At 73.4% G+C, this 18,452-nt stretch carries 16 protein-coding genes and 1 pseudogene; 6 read left to right on the top strand and 11 right to left on the bottom strand.

The window, feature by feature from the left end; genetic code table 11:
- Nucleotides 1-37 precede the first annotated feature (37 nt).
- The 4 genes from I8N68_RS08780 to I8N68_RS08765 form a co-directional block, all read right to left on the bottom strand.
- On the bottom strand, nucleotides 38-988 hold the full coding sequence (locus I8N68_RS08780) for a S1C family serine protease (RefSeq protein WP_200209376.1): 951 nt from the start codon (nucleotides 986-988) through the stop codon (nucleotides 38-40).
- A gap of 78 nt (nucleotides 989-1,066) precedes the next feature.
- On the bottom strand, nucleotides 1,067-1,576 hold the full coding sequence (locus I8N68_RS08775; RefSeq protein WP_200209375.1) for a GNAT family N-acetyltransferase: 510 nt from the start codon (nucleotides 1,574-1,576) through the stop codon (nucleotides 1,067-1,069).
- Nucleotides 1,573-2,502, bottom strand: a complete 930-nt coding sequence (locus tag I8N68_RS08770; protein WP_200209374.1) for a ribonuclease Z — start codon at nucleotides 2,500-2,502, stop codon at nucleotides 1,573-1,575. The genes I8N68_RS08775 and I8N68_RS08770 overlap by 4 nt, the downstream gene beginning before the upstream one ends.
- Before the next feature lie 356 nt (nucleotides 2,503-2,858).
- Entirely contained in the window at nucleotides 2,859-3,833 is a 975-nt protein-coding gene (locus I8N68_RS08765; RefSeq protein ID WP_200209373.1) for a helix-turn-helix transcriptional regulator, read from the bottom strand.
- A gap of 63 nt (nucleotides 3,834-3,896) precedes the next feature.
- On the opposite strand from I8N68_RS08765, the gene I8N68_RS08760 reads away from it, so the two are divergent.
- Nucleotides 3,897-5,024, top strand: a complete 1,128-nt coding sequence (locus I8N68_RS08760) for an epoxide hydrolase family protein (RefSeq protein WP_234039153.1) — start codon at nucleotides 3,897-3,899, stop codon at nucleotides 5,022-5,024.
- A 33-nt stretch (nucleotides 5,025-5,057) separates the two neighbouring features.
- Here I8N68_RS08760 and I8N68_RS08755 read toward each other — a convergent pair whose 3' ends face one another.
- The 5 genes and pseudogenes from I8N68_RS08755 to I8N68_RS08735 form a co-directional block, all read right to left on the bottom strand.
- A complete protein-coding gene (locus I8N68_RS08755; protein WP_200209372.1) occupies nucleotides 5,058-6,242 on the bottom strand; it encodes an osmoprotectant NAGGN system M42 family peptidase in 1,185 nt (394 codons plus the stop codon).
- Nucleotides 6,239-8,069, bottom strand: a pseudogene (ngg, locus tag I8N68_RS08750) (N-acetylglutaminylglutamine synthetase). The gene I8N68_RS08755 and the pseudogene ngg overlap by 4 nt, the downstream one beginning before the upstream one ends.
- A gap of 2 nt (nucleotides 8,070-8,071) precedes the next feature.
- Nucleotides 8,072-9,856, bottom strand: a complete 1,785-nt coding sequence (locus I8N68_RS08745; RefSeq protein ID WP_200209371.1) for an N-acetylglutaminylglutamine amidotransferase — start codon at nucleotides 9,854-9,856, stop codon at nucleotides 8,072-8,074.
- Between the two features lie 203 nt (nucleotides 9,857-10,059).
- Complete coding sequence (gene msrA, locus I8N68_RS08740; RefSeq protein WP_200209370.1) at nucleotides 10,060-10,722, bottom strand: peptide-methionine (S)-S-oxide reductase MsrA; 663 nt, start codon at nucleotides 10,720-10,722, stop codon at nucleotides 10,060-10,062.
- Between the two features lie 74 nt (nucleotides 10,723-10,796).
- Complete coding sequence (locus tag I8N68_RS08735) at nucleotides 10,797-11,213, bottom strand: HIT family protein (RefSeq protein WP_200209369.1); 417 nt, start codon at nucleotides 11,211-11,213, stop codon at nucleotides 10,797-10,799.
- 178 nt (nucleotides 11,214-11,391) lie between these two features.
- On the opposite strand from I8N68_RS08735, the gene I8N68_RS08730 reads away from it, so the two are divergent.
- Genes I8N68_RS08730 through ilvA form a run of 4 tightly spaced genes read left to right on the top strand, consistent with a single transcriptional unit; the run spans nucleotide 11,392 to nucleotide 16,159 of the window.
- Entirely contained in the window at nucleotides 11,392-12,531 is a 1,140-nt protein-coding gene (locus I8N68_RS08730; protein WP_200209368.1) for a cystathionine gamma-synthase, read from the top strand.
- Between the two features lie 16 nt (nucleotides 12,532-12,547).
- Nucleotides 12,548-13,957 carry an amidase gene (locus I8N68_RS08725; RefSeq protein WP_200209367.1) on the top strand — a complete coding sequence of 470 codons (1,410 nt, stop codon included), beginning with the start codon at nucleotides 12,548-12,550 and terminating at the stop codon, nucleotides 13,955-13,957.
- Between the two features lie 43 nt (nucleotides 13,958-14,000).
- Nucleotides 14,001-14,942: a DUF4328 domain-containing protein gene (locus I8N68_RS08720; protein WP_200209366.1), complete on the top strand. Its 942-nt coding sequence runs from the start codon at nucleotides 14,001-14,003 to the stop codon at nucleotides 14,940-14,942.
- Nucleotides 14,939-16,159 (top strand): threonine ammonia-lyase, encoded by a 1,221-nt coding sequence (gene ilvA / locus I8N68_RS08715; RefSeq protein ID WP_200209365.1) that lies wholly within the window; start codon nucleotides 14,939-14,941, stop codon nucleotides 16,157-16,159. Before I8N68_RS08720 ends, ilvA begins: the two co-directional genes overlap by 4 nt.
- A 135-nt stretch (nucleotides 16,160-16,294) precedes the next feature.
- Here the strand turns inward: ilvA and greA are convergent, their stop codons facing one another.
- Nucleotides 16,295-16,795: a transcription elongation factor GreA gene (greA, locus tag I8N68_RS08710; protein ID WP_200209364.1), complete on the bottom strand. Its 501-nt coding sequence runs from the start codon at nucleotides 16,793-16,795 to the stop codon at nucleotides 16,295-16,297.
- 125 nt (nucleotides 16,796-16,920) lie between these two features.
- A complete protein-coding gene (locus I8N68_RS08705) occupies nucleotides 16,921-17,355 on the bottom strand; it encodes a DUF4307 domain-containing protein (RefSeq protein WP_200209363.1) in 435 nt (144 codons plus the stop codon).
- A gap of 211 nt (nucleotides 17,356-17,566) precedes the next feature.
- Here I8N68_RS08705 and mca point away from each other — a divergent pair, with 211 nt between their 5' ends.
- On the top strand, nucleotides 17,567-18,448 hold the full coding sequence (mca, locus tag I8N68_RS08700; protein ID WP_200209362.1) for a mycothiol conjugate amidase Mca: 882 nt from the start codon (nucleotides 17,567-17,569) through the stop codon (nucleotides 18,446-18,448).
- Nucleotides 18,449-18,452: the final 4 nt, after the last annotated feature.

Here is an 18,452-nt window from a genome sequence, read left to right as displayed (position 1 = left end):
GACAGGGCCTCTCCCCGACGGGAGGGCCCTGTCGCCGTCAGCGGGTCAGTTCGGTGGGGACGGCTATCACGTCGACGAAGGCGCCCCTGCGGAGCACCGTCACCGACAGGCGGGTGCCGATGGAGGGGGCGAGCATCAGGCGTTGGAGGCCCTGGCCGTCCTGCACCGGGCGCCCGCCGGCGGAGACGATGATGTCGCCCAGATAGATGCCGGCGACCCCGGCGGGGCTGCCGGGGACCACCTCGACCACCCGCAGGCCGCGCCGCTGGCCGGTGCGTTCGGCGATCTCCGGGGGCAGCGGCACCGGTACCCCGGCGACGCCCAGCCAGGCCCGGCGGACCCGGCCGTCGGCGGTCAGGTCGGCGATGATCTGCCGGGTGGTGGCGTTGATCGGCACGGCCAGGCCGAGGCCGTAGCCGGCGACCGCCGTGTTCACCCCGACCACCCGGCCGGCGGAGTCGGCCAGCGCGCCGCCGGAGTTGCCCGGGTTGAGCGCGGCGTCGGTCTGGATGACGTCCTCGATCAGCCGGACCACCCGGCCGTCCCGGGCCGGCAGCGACCGGCCCAACCCGGAGACCACGCCGGCGGTGACCGAGCCGGCCAGCCCCATCGGGTTGCCGACCGCCACCACCAGCTGCCCGATCCGCAGGCCGTCCGCGTCGCCCAATTCCACCGGCGGCACCGCCGGCTCCTCGACCCGCAGCACCGCCAGGTCCGACAGCGGGTCGGCGCCGACCACCCGGAACCGGGTCTCGGTGCCGTCGCCGAAGGCGGCCGAGCCGCCGCCGGCGCCCTGCACCACGTGGGCGCTGGTCAACAGCAGGCCCTCGGCGTCGATGGTGACGGCCGAGCCGGCGCCGGCCCCGCGCGCGGTCCGCACCGACAGGGCGGCCACGCTGGGCAGCACGCGCGCCGCCACGCCGGTCACCACCCGGGAGTACGCGTCCAGCGCGGCGTCCTCCGCCCGCTGCGTGTGATCCGTGTCCATGCAGCGAGCAACGCCGCCGGATCGACGGGCATGCCCGGATCCGCTGAGAGCGAACGGCCGGGCCCGGGATGCCGGCGGTCAGAGCGGGCGTGCGTAACGGAGCTGGGACACCAGCGCCGGGCCGATGTGTTCGTCGCGTCGCGCGTCGGTGGGCGTCCAGCCGCCGCGCTCGTAGAAGGCACGGGCGGGCCCGTTCTGTGCGAGCACCCACAGGACGGCCCGGGACCAGCCGCGGGCCCGCATCGCGTCCAGCGCGTCGACCATCAGCGCCCGCCCGGTGCCCCGGCCACGCTCGTCCGGCTCCAGGTGGATGGCGTTGAGCAGCCCGGTCGCCGGGTCACCCGCGTCGTCCGGGCCCAGGTAGCTGAAGCCGACCAGCCGGCCGTCCCGCTCCGCGACGGTCATCCGGTGGTCGTCCCGCTCCCAGCTCCACCGCTCCACCCAGTACCGCCCCATCGCCTCCGGCGTCGGGTCGGCCAGCGCCTCCGCCGGCAGGAACGACGAGTACGCCGCGACCCGCGAGCGCTGGTGCAGGGCGCCCACCGGCATCAGGTCGTCGACGGTGGCGGGGCGCAGGGTGAGCGTCATCCGGCCGAGGCTACCCGGCGGGGCGGGACCGGCACGGTCATCAGGTCCTCGGCGACGACCAGGTCACCGGCGAAGTGCTCGCGGGCCTCGTCGGCGAAGCGGCGCGGGTCGGCGTACCGCTGGGAGAAGTGGGTGAGGAGCAGCGTGCGTACCCCCGACTCGGCGGCCACCCGGGCGGCCTGCGCCGCGGTGAGGTGCCCGACCTCGGCGGCGAGCGCGGCCTCGGACTCCAGGAAAGTCGACTCGATGACCAGCAGGTCGGCGAGCTCGGCGAGGGCGTAGACCTCGTCGCAGAGCCCGGTGTCCATCACGAAGGCGAACCGCTGCCCGGGTCGGGGCGCGCTCACCTCGTCCCGGGTGACGCGGCGTCCGCCGACGTCCAGGTGACCGACGCGGAGCAGCTCGCCGACCGCCGGGCCGGTGATCCCGTACGCGGACAGCTTCTCCGGCAGCGCCCGGAAGCCGTCCGGCTCGACCAGCCGGTAGCCGTACGTCTCGATCGGGTGCCGCAGCCGGCGGGCCTCCAGCGTGCCGATGCCCAGCGTGATCCGCTGCCCGTCGGCGTCGATCGGCTCGACGCGCAGCTCCGCGGTCTCGTAGAAGGAGCTGGCGTGACGCAGCCGGGCGAAGTACTCGGCGCCGCCGGCCGGGAAGTGCACGGCCACCGGGTGCGGCACCCGGTCCAGGGAGAGCCGCTGGATGATGCCGGGCAGCCCCAGGCAGTGGTCGCCGTGGAAGTGGGTGACGCAGATCCGGGTGAGGTCGGTGGCGGAGATCCCGGTGTGCAGCAGCTGGCGCTGGCTGCCCTCGCCCGGGTCGAAGAGGAGCACCTCGTCGTCCCACCGCAGCAGGTAGCCGTTGTGGTTGCGGTACCGGGTGGGCGCCTGGCTGGCCGTCCCGAGCACCGCCAGCTCACGCATCGACACGGTGCTGACCTCCGCCGTCTGAGCTGACCGGTCCGGCTCCGCCGGCTGAGCCGGCCAGTCCGGCTCCGCCGGGTATGAAGCGACCCCCGGGGCTTCCGCGCTCACGCGCGGGCCGGCTGGACTGGGCCGGCACCCCGGGGGTCGGGTGGCTGTCGTGGTTTCGCCGCACCGCTGCCACACGGTCTCGACGATCGTGCATTTTTGCCCACCTCGCGGCGGACGGAATTTCACTGTCGAGGACAGCGGCTAGCGGACAGCCACCTCACGAGTCCGATTGCTATACAAGTCTGGACCACCTCCTTTCCCGTGTACCGCCACGCTATCGACTCTCCGGCGGCCCCGGCAACGGATTTCGATCACACGCCCGGCTGGGAATGTGCTGTGGACGCCCGCAGCGCTCGGCCGGCGAGGTCGCGCAGGTGGCGGCGGAGTTCGGGCGGCTCGTGCACCTCGACCTCGCAGCCCAGCGTGGTGAGCCGGAACGCCAGCCAGTCCAGGGTGTCGACGTGCGAGACGAGCCGGCAGGTCCGCTCGTCGACCGGCGTCAACTCGCCGTCGCCGACCCGGCCCCGTACCTCGGCGACTGGGGCGTGCAGGGTGGCCACCGCCCGGTACGTGGGCGCGAGCGCGTACAACTGCTCGTGCACGTACGCCGCGGCGTCCGCGGCTGGCAGGTCTCGGGGTACGACGCGGACCCCGGTGGCTGCGGCGTCGGCGAGCCGGTCCACGCGGTAGATCCGCCGGTCGTCGCGGTCGTTGTCGTACCCGACGAGGTACCAGCGGTGCCCGGCGGCGACCAGCCGGTCCGGGTCCACGTGCCGGCGGCTCTCGGTGCCGTCGTGACTCCGGTAGCCGAACCGGACCCGCTGCCGGCCGGTGATCGCGGCGGCGAGTGTGGTGAGCACGTCGGGGTCGACCGGATCGGGCGCACCGAACGGCGCCATCGGCACGGTGGCCGCGGTGAGGTTGCGGACCCGGTACCGCAGCCGGGACGGCAGCACCTGGTCGAGCCTGGTCAGCACCCGTAGGGCGGCCTCCGCGATCCCGGTCACCGCCTGCCGGGCGGCGGTCCGCAGGCCGACCGCGACGGCCACCGCCTCCTCGTCGTCGAGCAGCAGCGGTGGCAGGGCGGCCCCGGCGACCAGCCGGTAGCCGCCGGTCACGCCGAGGCTGGCCGCCACCGGGTAGCCGAGGTCGCGCAGCCGGTCGATGTCCCGGCGGACGGTCCGGGGACTGACGGCGAGGCGCTCGGCCAGCTGGCTGCCGGGCCACTCGCGCGGGGTCTGGAGCAGGGAGAGCAGGCGGAGCAGTCGACCGGGGGTGTCCGTCACGATTTCCAGCATGCCAGCGAACGAGGACGGGAACTGACCTAGATCGTCGTTACCGTCCCCGCCATGACCGACGAGATCAGAACGTTCCGCATCGACGTCCCGGAGTTCGACCTGGCGGACCTGCACCGCCGGCTGGACGCCACCCGGTGGCCGCGCCAGCTCCCCGGCGAGGGCTGGCAGCGCGGCGTGCCGGTCGACCACCTGCGCCAGCTGGCCGGGTACTGGCGCACCGGCTACGACTGGCGGGCCTGGGAGGCGCGGCTGAACGCGTTCCCGCAGTTCGTCACCGAGATCGACGGCCTCGACGTGCACTTCCTGCACGTCCGCTCGCCCGAGCCGGGCGCGCTGCCGCTGCTGCTCACCCACGGTTGGCCGAATTCGTTCGTCGAGTTCACCGAGCTGATCGGCCCCCTGACCGACCCCCGCGCGCACGGCGGCGACGCCGGGCAGGCGTTCCACGTGGTGGTGCCCTCGATGCCCGGCTTCGGCTTCTCCGCCGCACCCACCGAGGCCGGGTTCTCCGTCACCCGGGCCGGGCGGATGTTCGCCGAGCTGATGCGCCGGCTCGGGTACGAGCGGTACGGCGTCCAGGGCGGCGACGTGGGGGCGTACGTCGCGCCGGAGGTGGCCCGGGCCGCCCCGGACCGGGTGGTCGGGGTGTACGTCACCGCTGGGCTCGGCATGCCGACCGAGGCGGACCTGCCGAGGCTGGACGAGGCCGAGCAGGCGTTCTATCACCAGGTGCGGCAGTGGGCCGGCGTCGGAGTGGACCACCACGGGCTGCTCCGGGCGGCCCCGCAGACGTTCAGCTACGCGTGGCAGGACTCGCCGGTCGGGCTACTCGCCTGGCTGATGCACAAGTTCAAGGAGTTCACCTGGACGGTGGACGTGCCGGAGAAGGCGATCGACCGGGACCTGCTGCTGACCAACGCGACCGTCTGGTGGTTCACCGGCACGTCCGGCTCGTCCTCCTGGTTCATGTACGACAACACCGCCTTCGCCTGGCCCCGGGGGCAGAACCTGGCCCCCACCGGCGTGTACTCCGGCCCTCCGGGGATCCGTCGGCTCGCCGAGCGGGACAACCGGATCACGCACTGGCCGGCCGGGAACCGGGGCAGCCACTTCGTGGCTATGGACGAGCCGTACGCCTACGCCGCCGATCTGCGCGCCTTCTTCGCCCAGCTCCCCTGACGGCGGGTCGCGTGGGCATGGGCCCGCCGTGGGTCAGGTCTGGTCGGCGAGGCCGATGGGGCCCTCGCGCGGGCCCTCCTCGGACGCCGGTTGGACGGCCAGCGACGGGAAGTCGGCCAGGTCACCCGCCGGCTCGGCGTCCCACTCGGGGAAGACCAGGTCGCTCTGGAGGTAGAGGCAGAGCAGTTGGGTGAGGTGGCGCAGCCCGTCCAGGTGGGTGCGCTCGTGGCCGTGGGTGGCGTCCACGCCGAAGCCGAGCAGGGCCACCCGGGCGTGGGCGCCCGCCTCGACCGCGGCCGCCACGTCCGAGCGGTAGTGGTCGAAGACGTCGCGGACCAGGTCGACGCCGTGCTCCCGGGCGATGGACGCCAGGTTGCGGGTCAGGTGGTAGTCGAACGGACCCACCCCGTCACCCATCGCGAGGGTCGCCGCGTCCTCCCGGGACTGCTGCCCGGGGGCGACCACCGCGGCGTCCACCGAGACGATCTCCGCGACGTCCGGATCGAGGCCGTGGCTGGCGCCGTGGCCGATCTCCTCGGTGACCGTGACCAGCAGGTGCGCGGTGACCGCCGGGGTGATCCCGGCGTCGACCATCGCCTTGAACGCGGTGAGCACCGCCGCCACGCCGGCCTTGTCGTCCAGGTGCCGGGACTTCACGTACCCGCTGGGGGTGATCGTCGGGTGGGGCAGCAGTGCCACGAAGTCGCCCGCGTCGATGCCGAGCGCGCGGAGCCCGGCGATGTCCGCCACCGGCTCGTCGACCCGGACCTCGACGTGCTCCCAGCCGACCCCCTGCAGGTCCACGTCGTCGTTGTAGCGGTGCCCGCTGGCCTTCAGCGGCAGCACCTGACCGGTGATCACCCGGTCCAGGTCGTCGGTGAAGATCCGGACGTGGGCGCCCTCGGCGAACCGGGCGCTGTGCGTGCCGATCGTCTTCAGCTCCAGCCGGCCGTTGCACTTGAGCTGCTTGACCATCCCGCCGATGGTGTCGGTGTGCACCACGATCGCCCGGTCGGCGCCGGTTTTCCGGGGGCCGGGCAGGCAGGCGCTCAGCGCCCCGCGCCGGGTCAGCGTGGAGGGGATGCCGAGCGCGGAAAGCCGTTCGCCGACGTACTGCTGGATGTGGTCGGTACGCCCCGACGGGCTGGGGATCTCCAGCAACTCCACCAGCACCTGGCGGAGGTAGTCGAGGTCGAGATCCAGCGGCTTCGGGCTCACGCGGCACCCCCGGGGCCGGCCGGGGACCAGAGCCGCTGCGGTGCCCGGGTGCCGGGGAAGAGCAGGTCGACGAAGCGCTCGGCGGTCGGCTGCGGCTCGTGGTTGGCCAGGCCGGGTCGCTCGTTCGCCTCGATGAAGACGTGCTCCGGCCGGTCGGGCGCGGGCACCAGCAGGTCCAGCCCGGTGACCGGGATGTCCAGCGCCCGGCTGGCGGTCACGCACGCCTCGGCGATGGCGGGGTGCAGCTCGGCGGTGACGTCGTGGATGGTGCCGCCGGTGTGCAGGTTGGCGGTCCGGCGGACGGCCAGCACCGCACCCTCCGGGAGCACGTCGTCCATCCGGTACCCGGCCTCCGCCACCACCTCGCGGGTCATGTCGTCGATCGGGATGCGGGACTCGCCGCCGGTGGCGGCGGCCCGGCGCCGGCTCTGCCGCTCGATCAGCTCGGTGATGTCGTGCACCCCGTCGCCGGTGATCCGGGCCGAGCGCCGCACGGCGGCGGCGACCACCTCGTGGTCGATGACGATCACGCGCAGGTCCTCGCCGGAGCGCAGCTCCTCGATCAGCACGTCCGGGCAGAACCGCCGGGCCAGCGCCACCGCGGCGGTCAGCGCCTCGGCGGTGCGTACGCCGACGGTGATGCCGTTGCCCTGCTCGCCCCTGGCCGGCTTGATCACGACCGGTCCCACGTCGGCGAGGAAGGCGAGGTCGTCCGGCCCGCCGCTGGCGGTCCGGCCGTGGGGCACCGACAGGCCGGCCTCGGTGAGGATCCGGCGGGTGACCCGCTTGTCGTCGCAGCGGCTCATCGCCACCGCCGAGGTCAGCTCGGACAGCGACTCCCGGGTGTGTACGGTCCGGCCGCCGTTGGTCAGCCGCAGCTCGCCCCAGCGCGGGTCGGTGACCTCGACCCGGATGCCGCGCCGCATCGCCTCGTCGGCGACGATCTTCGCGTACGGGTTGAGTTCGTCGTACCCGGCCGGGGTGGCGGGCAGGAAGAGCCGTTCGTTGATCGGGTTCTTCCGCTTCACGCAGAGCGTGCCGGTGCGGTGGAAGCCGAGCCGCTCGTAGAGCCGGATCGCGCCGGAGTTCTCGGCGAGCACCGACAGGTCGACGAAGGCGCGCCCGCGCTCGTCGAGCCGGTCGGCCAGCGCGGTGAGCAGGGCCTGGCCGGTGCCGGGCGGTGCGTGGTTGAAGTCGACGGTCAGGCACCAGAGGCTGGCGCCGTTCTCCGGGTCGGCGAAGACCGCCACGTGGTCGACGCCGGTGATGGTGCCGACGATCTCCCCGGTGGCGGCCTCGGCCACCAGGTGCAGGAACCGGTCGGTGCCGGCGTTGTCGACCAGTACCTCCACCGGGGCGGTGACCATGCCGTTGCGGGCGTAGATCCGGTTCACCGCGTCGGCATCCTCGGCGTCGCGCAGCGGGCGGATCACCAGCCCGGGGGTCTCGTCGTCGGGATCGGTGGCCGCCGGACGCCGGTCGCCCAGCGGCAGCCGGTAGGTCAGCGACGGGTCGATGAACAGCTCGTCCGGCAGCCGGGAGACCAGCACGTGCGGGTCCCGCAGGTAGATGCAGATGTCCCGGGCGCCGGCCGCCTCGGAGCGCAGCACGTCGGCCACGGCGGCCTGGTCGGTGAAGGTCTGGCCGAAGACCAGTCGACCCCAGCCGCAGTCCAGCACCACGCCGGCCGGGTCGGTGGGCTGCCGCCGCGGCTCGGGCGCGCCGGGCGCGATCGGGTCGCCGCCCGGGCCGACGTGCTCCCGACGGCGGCCGAGCACCCCGCTCCCGGTCGGTACGGGCCGCGCCGGTGGCGAGGGTGTCGGTCACGGTCAGTCGATTCCGTGGCTCTGGAGCCACATTTCCAGGAGTCCCAGTTGCCACAGCTTGTTTCCGTTCAACGGGGTCAGTTCGGCGTTCGGGTCGGCGAGCAGCGCGTCGACGTAGTCGGCGCGGAACAGGTCGCGGCGGCGGGCGGCCGGCGCGGAGAGCGCGTCGCGTACCCGGTCGAGGAGCTTGCCCTCGAGGTGGGTGAGCCCCGGCACCGGGAAGTAGCCCTTGGGCCGGTCGATCACCTCGTGCGGCAGGACCCGGCGGCCGATCTCCTTGAGCACGCCCTTGCCGCCCTGCGCCAGCTTCAGCTCGGGCGGGCAGCTCGCGGCCAGCTCCACGAACTCGTGGTCGAGGAACGGCACCCGGGCCTCCAGCCCGTGCGCCATGGTCATGTTGTCCACCCGCTTCACCGGGTCGTCGGTGAGCATGATTTGGGTGTCGATCCGCAGGCCGGCGTCGACCGCGGTCTGCGCGCCCGGCCGGGCCAGGTGCGCCGCCACGAACTCCCGGGCCGGGTCGCCGCCGGCCAGCCGGTCCGGGTTGAGCACCCGGGCCAGTCCGGCCGCGTCCCGGTCGAAGAACGCCTTCGCGTACGTCTGGAGCGCCTGCTCCCGGTCGACCCCGGCCAGCGGCGGGTACCAGTGGTAGCCGCCCAGGATCTCGTCGGCGCCCTGCCCGGACTGGACCACCTTGACGTGCCGCGACACCTCCTGGCTGAGCAGGTAGAAGGCGACGCAGTCGTGGCTGACCATCGGCTCGCTCATCGCCGCGACGGCCGCCTCCAGCGGCGGCACCAGGTCGCCGGCGGCCACCTTGAGCTGGTGGTGGTCGGTGTCGAAGGTCTTCGCCACCAGGTCGGAGTAGACGAACTCGTCGCCCTCCCGGCCGCCGACGGCGTCGAAACCGATGGAGAAGGTGGCCAGCCCGGACTGCCCCTCGCCGGCCAGCAGCGCGACCACCAGGCTGGAGTCCAGCCCGCCGGAGAGCAGCACGCCGACCGGCACGTCGGCGACCATCCGGCGGCGCACCGCGGTGGTCAGCGACTCCAGCAGCGCGTCCTGCCAGTCCCGTTCGGACCAGTCGGCCCGCTCGTCGGCGCGGGCGAAGGAAGGGTCCCAGTAGACCCGTTCGTGGCTGCGGCCGTCCGGCTCGTAGACCCGGACGGTCGCCGGGGGCAGCTTGGCGACGCCACGCAGGATGGTGCGCGGCGGCGGCACGATGCTGTGGAAGCTCAGGTAGTGGGCGAGCGCCACCGGGTCGATGGCGGTGTCGATCCCGCCGCCGGCCAACAGCGCCGGCAGGGTGCTGGCGAAGCGGACCGCGCCGGGGGTCTCGGCGACGTAGAGCGGCTTGATGCCCAGCCGGTCCCGGGCCAGCACCAGCCGTCCGGTGTCCCGCTCGCTGATCGCCACGGCGAACATCCCGATCAGGTGGTCGACGAAGTCGAGCCCCCACTCGGCGTACGCCTTGACCACGACCTCGCTGTCGCCGGCGGAGAAGAAGCGGTGGCCCCTGCCCTGGAGCTCGGCGCGCAGCTCGCGATAGTTGTAGATGCAGCCGTTGAAGACGCCGGTCAGGCCGGCGGCGGGATCGATCAGCGGCTGGCCGCTCGCCGCGGAGAGGTCGATGATCTTCAGACGGCGGTGGCCGAGGGCCGTCGGGCCCTGGGACCAGACCCCGCTGTCGTCGGGTCCCCGGTCGCTCATCGTGGCCGCCATGCGCTCCACCGCCGACACGTCGGCGCGCGAGCCGTCACGGCGGAACTCTCCAGCCAGTCCGCACATGGCAGGCCATGCTGCCAGAGGTGATCGCAGTTCGCCCGTTGAGCTGATGTCCGCAGCGTTACGTGTTTGCTAAGGTGCGCGCCGCCCGACTTGGGGGCACCGCCTGCGCCGACGTTCCTGCCGGCGGCCTGCCCGGTGCCCGAATCCGGCCGGGCCCGCGGTGTGACAAACACCGCAGGCCCGGGAAACGGACATCAGTTCGGTCAGCCGGCGGTACGCGCCACCCCGACCGGGCAGCTCAGCCCGTTCGGCCCGTGGTTGCAGTAGCCGTTCGGGTTCTTGGTCGCCGCCAGGTACTGCTGGTGGTAGTCCTCCGCGAAGTAGTAGTCGCCGAGCGGGGCGATCTCCGTGGTGATCTCACCCTTGCCGGCCCGCGCCACGATCGGCGCGAACGCGTCCCGGGAGGCCCGCGCCGTCGCGGCCTGCTCCTCGGTGGTGGTGTAGATCGCCGACCGGTACTGGGTACCGACGTCGTTGCCCTGGCGCATGCCCTGGGTCGGGTCGTGGTTCTCCCAGAAGACCTTGAGCAGGTCCTCGTAGGCGATCTTCGTGGGGTCGTAGACCACCTGGACGACCTCGGCGTGCCCGGTCATCCCCGAGGAGACCTCCTCGTACGTGGGGTTCCGGGTATAGCCACCCGCGTAACCGGCCGACGTGGTGAGCACCCCCGGGAGGGTCCAGAACAACCGCTCAGAACCCCAGAAGCAGCCCATGCCGAAGACCGCGACCTGCGCGCCCTCCGCGAACGGGCCCTTCAGCGAGGACGGCAGCACCTCGTGCCGGTCAGCAACCGGCATCGCGAGCGGCCGGCCCGGCAGGGCCTGGTCGGGGGTGGGCATTTCAGCCTTCATGCGGCGAAGGAACACGGTGGAACTCCTCTCGTACCTCTGCCCGCATGCAACACCCGCGGGTCCGACTTCCTTACCCGCCCCGCTGGTGCTCAGGCGGGCAGGGCCGCGGCGACCCGCCGGGCGAAGCCCTCGGCCTCGGCGTCGTCGGTGTAGCGGGTCCGCGGCCAGAAGAAGCCGCGCAGGCCGTCGCCCTTGGTCCGCGGTACGACGTGGGTGTGCAGGTGGGGGACGGACTGGGACACCTTGTTGTTCATCGCCACGAATGTGCCACCGGCCCCCAGGCCGGTCTCCACGGCGCGGGCCAGCCGCTGCACCACCCCGAAGTAGCCGGCCAGCGCCTCCGCCGGCAGGTCGTTCAGCGTGATCAGGTGGGTCCGCGGCACCACCAGCACGTGGCCCTTGAAGACCGGCCGGGTGTCCAGGAACGCGACGCCGTCCGCCTCGTCGGCGACGAGAAACGCCGGCACCTCGCCCGCCAGGATCCCGCAGAACACGCACCCGCTCACCGGGCCAGGTTAGGCGCTCGACCGGTGTGCCGCCGGACTTGTCCGACCCGAAGGTGAATCGCTCACGGCATCGCCGGTGGCCGCGACCGACGTCGTCGGGTGGCTCCACCGGCAAGCGGATGTGACCCGCGCCCAGGTTCCATCCGCTGGGACAAACGAGAGGACTAACGTCTGCGGAATGAGTCACGGCTTCGAGACGCTCGCCATCCACGCCGGTCAGGACCCGGAAGCCCGCACCGGCGCGGTGATCCCACCGATCTACCAGACCAGCACCTACGCCCAGGACGCCGTCGGCGCGCCCCGGCAGGGCTACGAATACAGCCGCTCCGGCAACCCCACCCGGGACGCGCTCCAGGAGTGCCTGGCCGCGCTGGAGGGCGGCCCGGTCGGGCTCGCCTTCGCCAGCGGGCTGGCCGCCGAGGACACCCTGCTGCGTACCGTCTGCAAGCCGGGTGACCACGTGGTCATCCCGGACGACGCGTACGGCGGCACCTACCGGCTCTTCGCCCGGGTCGCCGAGCGTTGGGGGGTGGACTACACCCCGGCGAAGGTCTCCGACACCGACGCCGTCCGGGCCGCCATCCGCGCCACCACGAAGATCGTCTGGGTGGAGACGCCGACGAACCCGCTGCTCGGCATCGCCGACATCGCCACCCTGGCCGCCGTCGCGCACGACGCCGGTGCGCTGCTGGTGGTCGACAACACCTTCGCCTCGCCGTACCTGCAGCAGCCGCTCGCGCACGGCGCCGACGTGGTGGTCCACTCGACCACCAAGTACATCGGCGGACACTCCGACGTGGTCGGTGGCGCGCTGATCGCCGCGGACAGCGGACTCGGCGACGAGCTGCGCTACCACCAGAACGCGATGGGTGCGATCAACGGCCCGTTCGACGCCTGGCTCACCCTGCGCGGCATCAAGACCCTCGGGGTACGGATGGACCGGCACTGCGACAACGCGGAGCGGATCGCCGCCTATCTGGACGGGCACGCCAGGGTCGGTCAGGTCATCTATCCAGGCCTGCCCGCGCACCCCGGCCACGAGGTGGCCGCCAAGCAGATGCGCCGGTTCGGCGGCATGATCTCCTTCCGCGCGGCGGGCGGCGAGGAGCACGCGGTGGAGATCTGCAACCGGGCGAAGCTCTTCGTGCTCGCCGAGTCGCTGGGCGGGGTGGAGTCCCTGATCGAGCACCCGGGTCGGATGACACACGCAAGTGCTGCCGGCTCGCCGCTTGAAGTTCCCGGCGATCTCGTGCGACTGTCTGTCGGCATCGAGACGGTTGACGACCTGCTTGCCGATCTGGAGCAGGCGCTGGGCTGACCGCTGGCTGGGGAGGGTGGCCGTGCAGGACATCATGCCGACCTGGGTGGGGGCGACCGCGAAACAGATCGCCCGGGGCGTACGCCGGGGCGACGTCTCGGCCACCCAGGTGGTCGCCGACCACCTGGACCACATCGCCCGGGCCGACGCCGAGCTCGCCGCGTTCCGCGCGGTGCGCGGCGGGGAGGCGATCACCGAGGCGGAGAAGGTCGACGAGCAGGAGGACCTGGCCAACCTCCCGCTGGCCGGGGTGCCGGTCGCGGTCAAGGAGAACACCGCCGTCGCCGGCCTGCCCACCTGGAACGGGTCGGCGGCGGTGCGTACCGCCGTCGCGGAAGCCGACCACGAGGTGGTCCGGCGGCTGCGCGGCGCCGGCGCGGTGATCCTCGGGGTGACCCGGATGCCGGAGCTCGGCCTCTGGGCGCTGACCGACGACGAGACCGGGGTGACCCGCAACCCGTGGGACCCGCGCCGTACCCCGGGCGGTTCCTCGGGCGGCGCGGCCGCCGCGGTCGCCGCGGGCCTGGTGCCGATGGCGCACGGCAACGACGGCCTCGGCTCGATCCGCATCCCGGCGGCCTGCTGCGGCCTGGTCGGGCTCAAGCCCGGCCGGGGCGTGGTGCCCTGCCAGCTCGGCGCGGACGACTGGTTCGGCCTCACCGAGCACGGCGTGCTCACCGGCACGGTGGCCGACGCGGTCGTCGGCTTCTCGGTCCTCGCCGGCCGCCGCCCCGACAAGCTGGAGCAGCCGCCGCGGCTGCGGGTCGGCGTCTCGCTGCGCTCCCCGGTGCGCGGCGTCTCGCCCGATGCGCCGAACCGGGACGCGGTGGCCGCCGCGGGACGGCTGCTCGCCGCGGCCGGGCACGACACCGTCCCCGCCGACCCGGTCTACCCGACCCGGCTCGGCCTGGCGGGCATCGCCACCTGGTTCGCCGCGGCCGCCGCCGACGTGCAGGCCGCCGGGCTGGAGCGGGGCGTCCTGCAACGACGCAGCCGCCGGCACGTGGCGCTCGGCGAGTGGGCGCAGCGGCGCGGGTACGTCCGGGAGGCCGACCGGGCCGCCTGGCGCGACCGCTCGGTGAACTTCTTCGCCGACCACTCGGTCGACCTGCTGCTCACCCCGGCGCTGGCCGGGACGCCACCGGAGGCCGCCGGCTGGGCGGGCCGCTCCTGGGTGGCGAACATGAAGGCCAACATCGGGTACGCCCCGTACGCGGCCCCGTGGAACATCGCCGGCCTGCCCGCCATCGTGGTGCCGGTCGGCCGCCGGCCGGACGGGCTGCCGGTCGCCGTGCAGCTGGTCGGGCCGCCCGGCTCGGAGCTGCTGCTGCTCGGCATCGCCGGCCAGTTCGAGATGCAGGCCCCGTGGCAGCGGCATGCCCCGGGCTACCCGCGGGTGGAGACGGGGTCGCCGGCCACCGCATGATCGTCTACCGTGTGCGCGACTTCACACGTACACGGGGGACGCGATGCGGTGCCAGACCTGCGGGGACGAGACGTCCCCGGCCTTCGCCGACTGCCAGCGGTGCGGTACGCCGCTGGACGGCCGTCCGACCCTGTCGCCGGGGATCGCCACCAACTCGGTACGCGGCATCGGGCTGGCCGCGGCGATCGGCCTGGGCCTGACGACGCTGCTGTACGTGCTGCTGGCGGCCTTCCCGGCCGTCGAGGCGGTGCTGGCCCGGCGCGCCGCGACGGCCGACGACGCGGACGCCTTGCGCGGCGCCGCCGTGGCCGAGGGTCTCCTCAACGTGCCGTACCTGCTGCTCTACCTGACCACCGCGGTGCTGGTGATGATCTGGATGTTCCGGGCGCGGAAGAACACCGACGCGTTCCCGGGGGTCCGGCCACACCTCAACGCCCACTGGGCGATCACCGGCTGGTGGGTGCCCCTGGCCAGCCTCGTCGTGCCCGCCAAGATGATGGCCGACATCGTCCGGGACAGCCGGGGCCGCGGCCGGGGGCTGGTGGCCCTCTGGTGGCTGGGCTGGCTGGTCTTCGGCGTCGCGGACCTGTTCACCAGTCTCCGCGCCGCGCGCGGTCAACTGCTGCTGCCCGACCCGCCCACCCCGGCGGACTTCCAGCGCTACGCCGACCACTACCAGGAGGTCGCGCTGGGCAACCTGGTACCCGCGGTGGCCTGCCTGGTCGCCGGTGTGTCGCTGATCGTGCTGGTGCTGCGGGTCTCCGCCGCCCAGCAGGCGCGGATCGCCCGGGGCAGCGCGGTCTGGCCGGGCGCCCCGGCCTGGGTGGCCGCCCCGGCCGCGTCCGCCCCGACTCCCGCGCCGGTCACCGAGCCGTCGCCGTACGCGCCGACCGACGTGACCGAGGCGCCCGCGCACCCACCGACCGACGCGCCGGTGGCGTCGCCGCCGGCCGTCGGCGCGGCGGGTGGCACGATCGGGGCATGACGGAACTGGTCGGTCTCGCCGACGTACAGGCCGCGCGGGAGCTGCTCGCCGGCGTCACGCGCACCACCCCGCTGGAGCCCTCCCGGCCGCTGACCGCCGCCCTGGGCGGGCCGGCCTGGCTCAAGTGCGAGAACGTGCAGCGCGCCGGGTCGTACAAGGTGCGCGGCGCGTACGTGCGGATCTCCCGGCTTTCGGCCGAGGAACGGGAAGGCGGCGTGGTGGCGGCCAGCGCCGGCAACCACGCGCAGGGGGTGGCGCTCGCCGCCGGCCTGGTCGGCACCCACGCCACTGTCTTCATGCCGATCAACGCGCCGCTGCCGAAGGTGGCCGCCACCAAGGGGTACGGCGCCCAGGTGGAGCTGGTCGGCAACACGGTGGACGAGTCGCTGGTCGCGGCGCAGACCTTCGCCGAGCGGACCGGGGCGGTGCTGATCCACCCGTTCGACCACCGGGACGTCATCGCCGGGCAGGGCACGGTGGCGCTGGAGATCCTCGAGCAGTGCCCCGACGTGAAGACGATCGTCACCGGGGTCGGCGGCGGCGGCCTCATCTCCGGCATCGCAGTGGTCGCCAAGGCGCTGCGCCCCGACGTACGGGTGATCGGGGTGCAGGCCGCGACCGCCGCGGCCTTCCCGCCCTCGCTCAAGGCCGGCAAGCCCGTACGGCTGCCGTCGTTCTCCACGATCGCCGACGGGATCGCCGTCGGCTGCCCCGGCGAGCTGACCTTCACCCACGTCAGCAAGCTGGTCGACGAGATCGTCACCGTCTCCGAGGAGGACATCTCCCGGGCGCTGCTGATGCTGCTGGAGCGCGGCAAGCAGGTGGTGGAACCGGCCGGGGCGGTCGGCGTGGCCGCGTTGCTGGCCGGCGCGGTGGAGGTGCAGGCACCGGTGGTGGCGGTGCTCTCCGGCGGCAACATCGACCCGCTGCTGATGCTCCGGGTGATCGAGCACGGCCTCGCGGCGGCCGGCCGGTACCTGCGGGTCACCGTGCGCTGCTCAGACCGGCCGGGTCAGCTCGCCTCGCTGCTGAGCGAGATCGCCGAGCATCGGGCCAACGTGGTCGACGTGGAGCACCAGCGGGCCAACCCGCACCTGCGCCTCGGCGAGGTGGAGGTGGCCCTGTCGGTGGAGACCAGAGGTGTGGAGCATTCCGACACGCTGATCAGCGCGCTGCGGGCCAGCGGCTACCAGGTGGTCTTCGCCGCCGAGGCGTGACGCCGCCGGTAGCCGGAAGATGCGACCGCCCCGGCCGTGGTACGGCCGGGGCGGGGTGGCAGTCGGGTCCGACCGGCCTGTCAGCCAGGTCGGGGGTCGGGCCCGGGCCTGCCGGCGCGGGTCCGGGTGTGGGGCTCAGCCGGAGAACGGCTCGAACTTGACCACGGTCACCTTGATGTCGGCGCCGCTGGGCGCCGTGTAGGTGCAGGTCTGGCCCTCGCGGCCGCCCAGGATCGCCTTGCCCAGCGCGGACTCGGGGCTGTAGACGGTCAGGTCGGTGGTGGACGCGATCTCCCGCGAGCCGAGCAGGAAGGTCTCGGTGTCGTCGGCGTCGTCGTCGAAGTAGATCGTCACCACCATGCCGGGCGACACCACGTCGGCGGTCGGGGCCGCGCCAACCTTGGCCGTGCGGAGCAGCTCCTTGAGGTAGAGGATGCGCCCCTCGGCCTTGCCCTGCTCCTCGCGGGCGGCGTGGTAGCCGCCGTTCTCCCGGAGGTCGCCCTCCTCACGCCGCGCGTTGATCTCGGCGGCGATCACCGGCCGGTTCGCGATGTGCTCGTCGAGCTCGGCCTGGAGGCGGTCGTACGCGTCCTGGGACAGCCAGGTGGCGGGCGCCTCGTTGCCATTCGTGGACACAGGCGGTCCTCCTCGGTTGGTGCGGGACTGGCTGACACGTGAATTACCAAGTTACCAGTGCGGGCCACTCCGGGGTGTCGCCGATCACCTGGGGGTGCCGGCGACGGGACGGGTCGTCGGGCGGGTCAGGCCGCGGGCCGGCAGCGCAGCACCTCGCCGATGAACGGCCGGGCGGTGGTGGCCAGCCGGTGCCGGGCGTCCACCCGGCGTTCGCCCGGCCGGGCGGTCACCGTGACCTCCTGGCGTCCCACCTCGGCGCCGTCGGAGGACCGGGCCCGCAGCACGCAGGTCGCCGAGCCGCCCGCCGGCACCGTGACCCGGAAGTCGACCACCACCTGCTGGTCGGTGATTTCCGTGTAGGTGATCACCATGGCGTCGTACTCCGGGTGGCCGTACTGCGTGTAGAGCTTCGCCGTCAGCAGGCCCAAGCCGGCGAGCAGGAGGGCCGCCAGCAGCGCGGCGAGCAGCGGCCTGCGGCGTCCGGGTTCGCGGCGGCGACCGTACCGGCCGGGCGGAAAGACCGGCGCGCCCGGTGTGATTGTGGCGTGCGTCTCGCTCACCGGCGGGTATCTCCTGGCGTTGTTGTCGGCGGCATCGGCAAGAATGGCAGAGTCCATCTTCCCAGCCCGGCGCTGACCCAAGGATGGCAGGTCGGCGGTGACGCGGACAGGTCGGCACGGGTGATTTTCCGGGCGCGGGGGAGATTCCGGCAGGTCAGCCGGGTTACCCGGGGTCGGGTCGCCCGACGGGCACAGACGAGGAGTGCCGAAGGTGGCAGAGCAGTTGCGTCTCATGGCCGTGCACGCCCATCCCGACGACGAGTCGAGCAAGGGCGCCGCGACCACGGCGAAATACGTCGCCGAAGGGGTTGATGTCCTGGTCGTGACCTGCACGGGCGGTGAGCGCGGCAGCGTGCTCAACCCGAAGATGGACCGACCGGACGTCTGGGCCAACATCGCCGACATCCGCCGCGCCGAGATGGACGCCGCCCGCGCGATCCTCGGCATCGAGCAGGCGTGGCTCGGCTTCGTCGACTCCGGGCTGCCGGAGGGCGACCCGCTGCCGCCGCTGCCGGGCGGGTGCTTCGCCCTGCAGGACGTGCAGGTCGCGGCCGCCCCGCTGGTGCGGTTGATGCGGCAGTTCCGCCCGCACGTGGTCACCACGTACGACGAGGAGGGTGGCTACCCCCACCCGGACCACATCATGACCCACAAGGTGACGGTCGCCGCCTTCGAGGCCGCCGGCGACCCGGAGCGCTACCCGGAGCTGGGCGAGCCCTGGCAGCCGCTGAAGCTCTACTACGACATCGGGTTCTCCAAGGGCAAGATCATGGCGCTGCACGAGGGCATGCTCGCCGCGGGCCTGGAGTCGCCGTACGAGGAGTGGCTCAAGCGCTGGGAGGATCGCCCCGACAAGGGCCCCCGGATCACCACCCGGGTCGAGTGCGCCGAGTACTTCCCGGTCCGCGACGACGCCCTGCGGGCCCACGCCACCCAGATCGACCCGGACGGCTTCTGGTTCCACGTCCCGATGGATCTCCAGCGGCGCGCCTGGCCGACCGAGGACTATGAGCTGGCCCGCTCGCTGGTGGACAGCCCGCTGCCCGAGTCCGACCTTTTCGCCGGGGTACGCGAGACGTGCCATGCCCGCTGACGGC

This window comes from Micromonospora coerulea, from assembly GCF_016598485.1.
GTDB lineage: Bacteria > Actinomycetota > Actinomycetes > Mycobacteriales > Micromonosporaceae > Micromonospora > Micromonospora coerulea.
The sequence above is the reverse complement of the archived record's forward strand: the minus strand, read 5'-3'. Positions and strand labels throughout refer to the sequence as shown.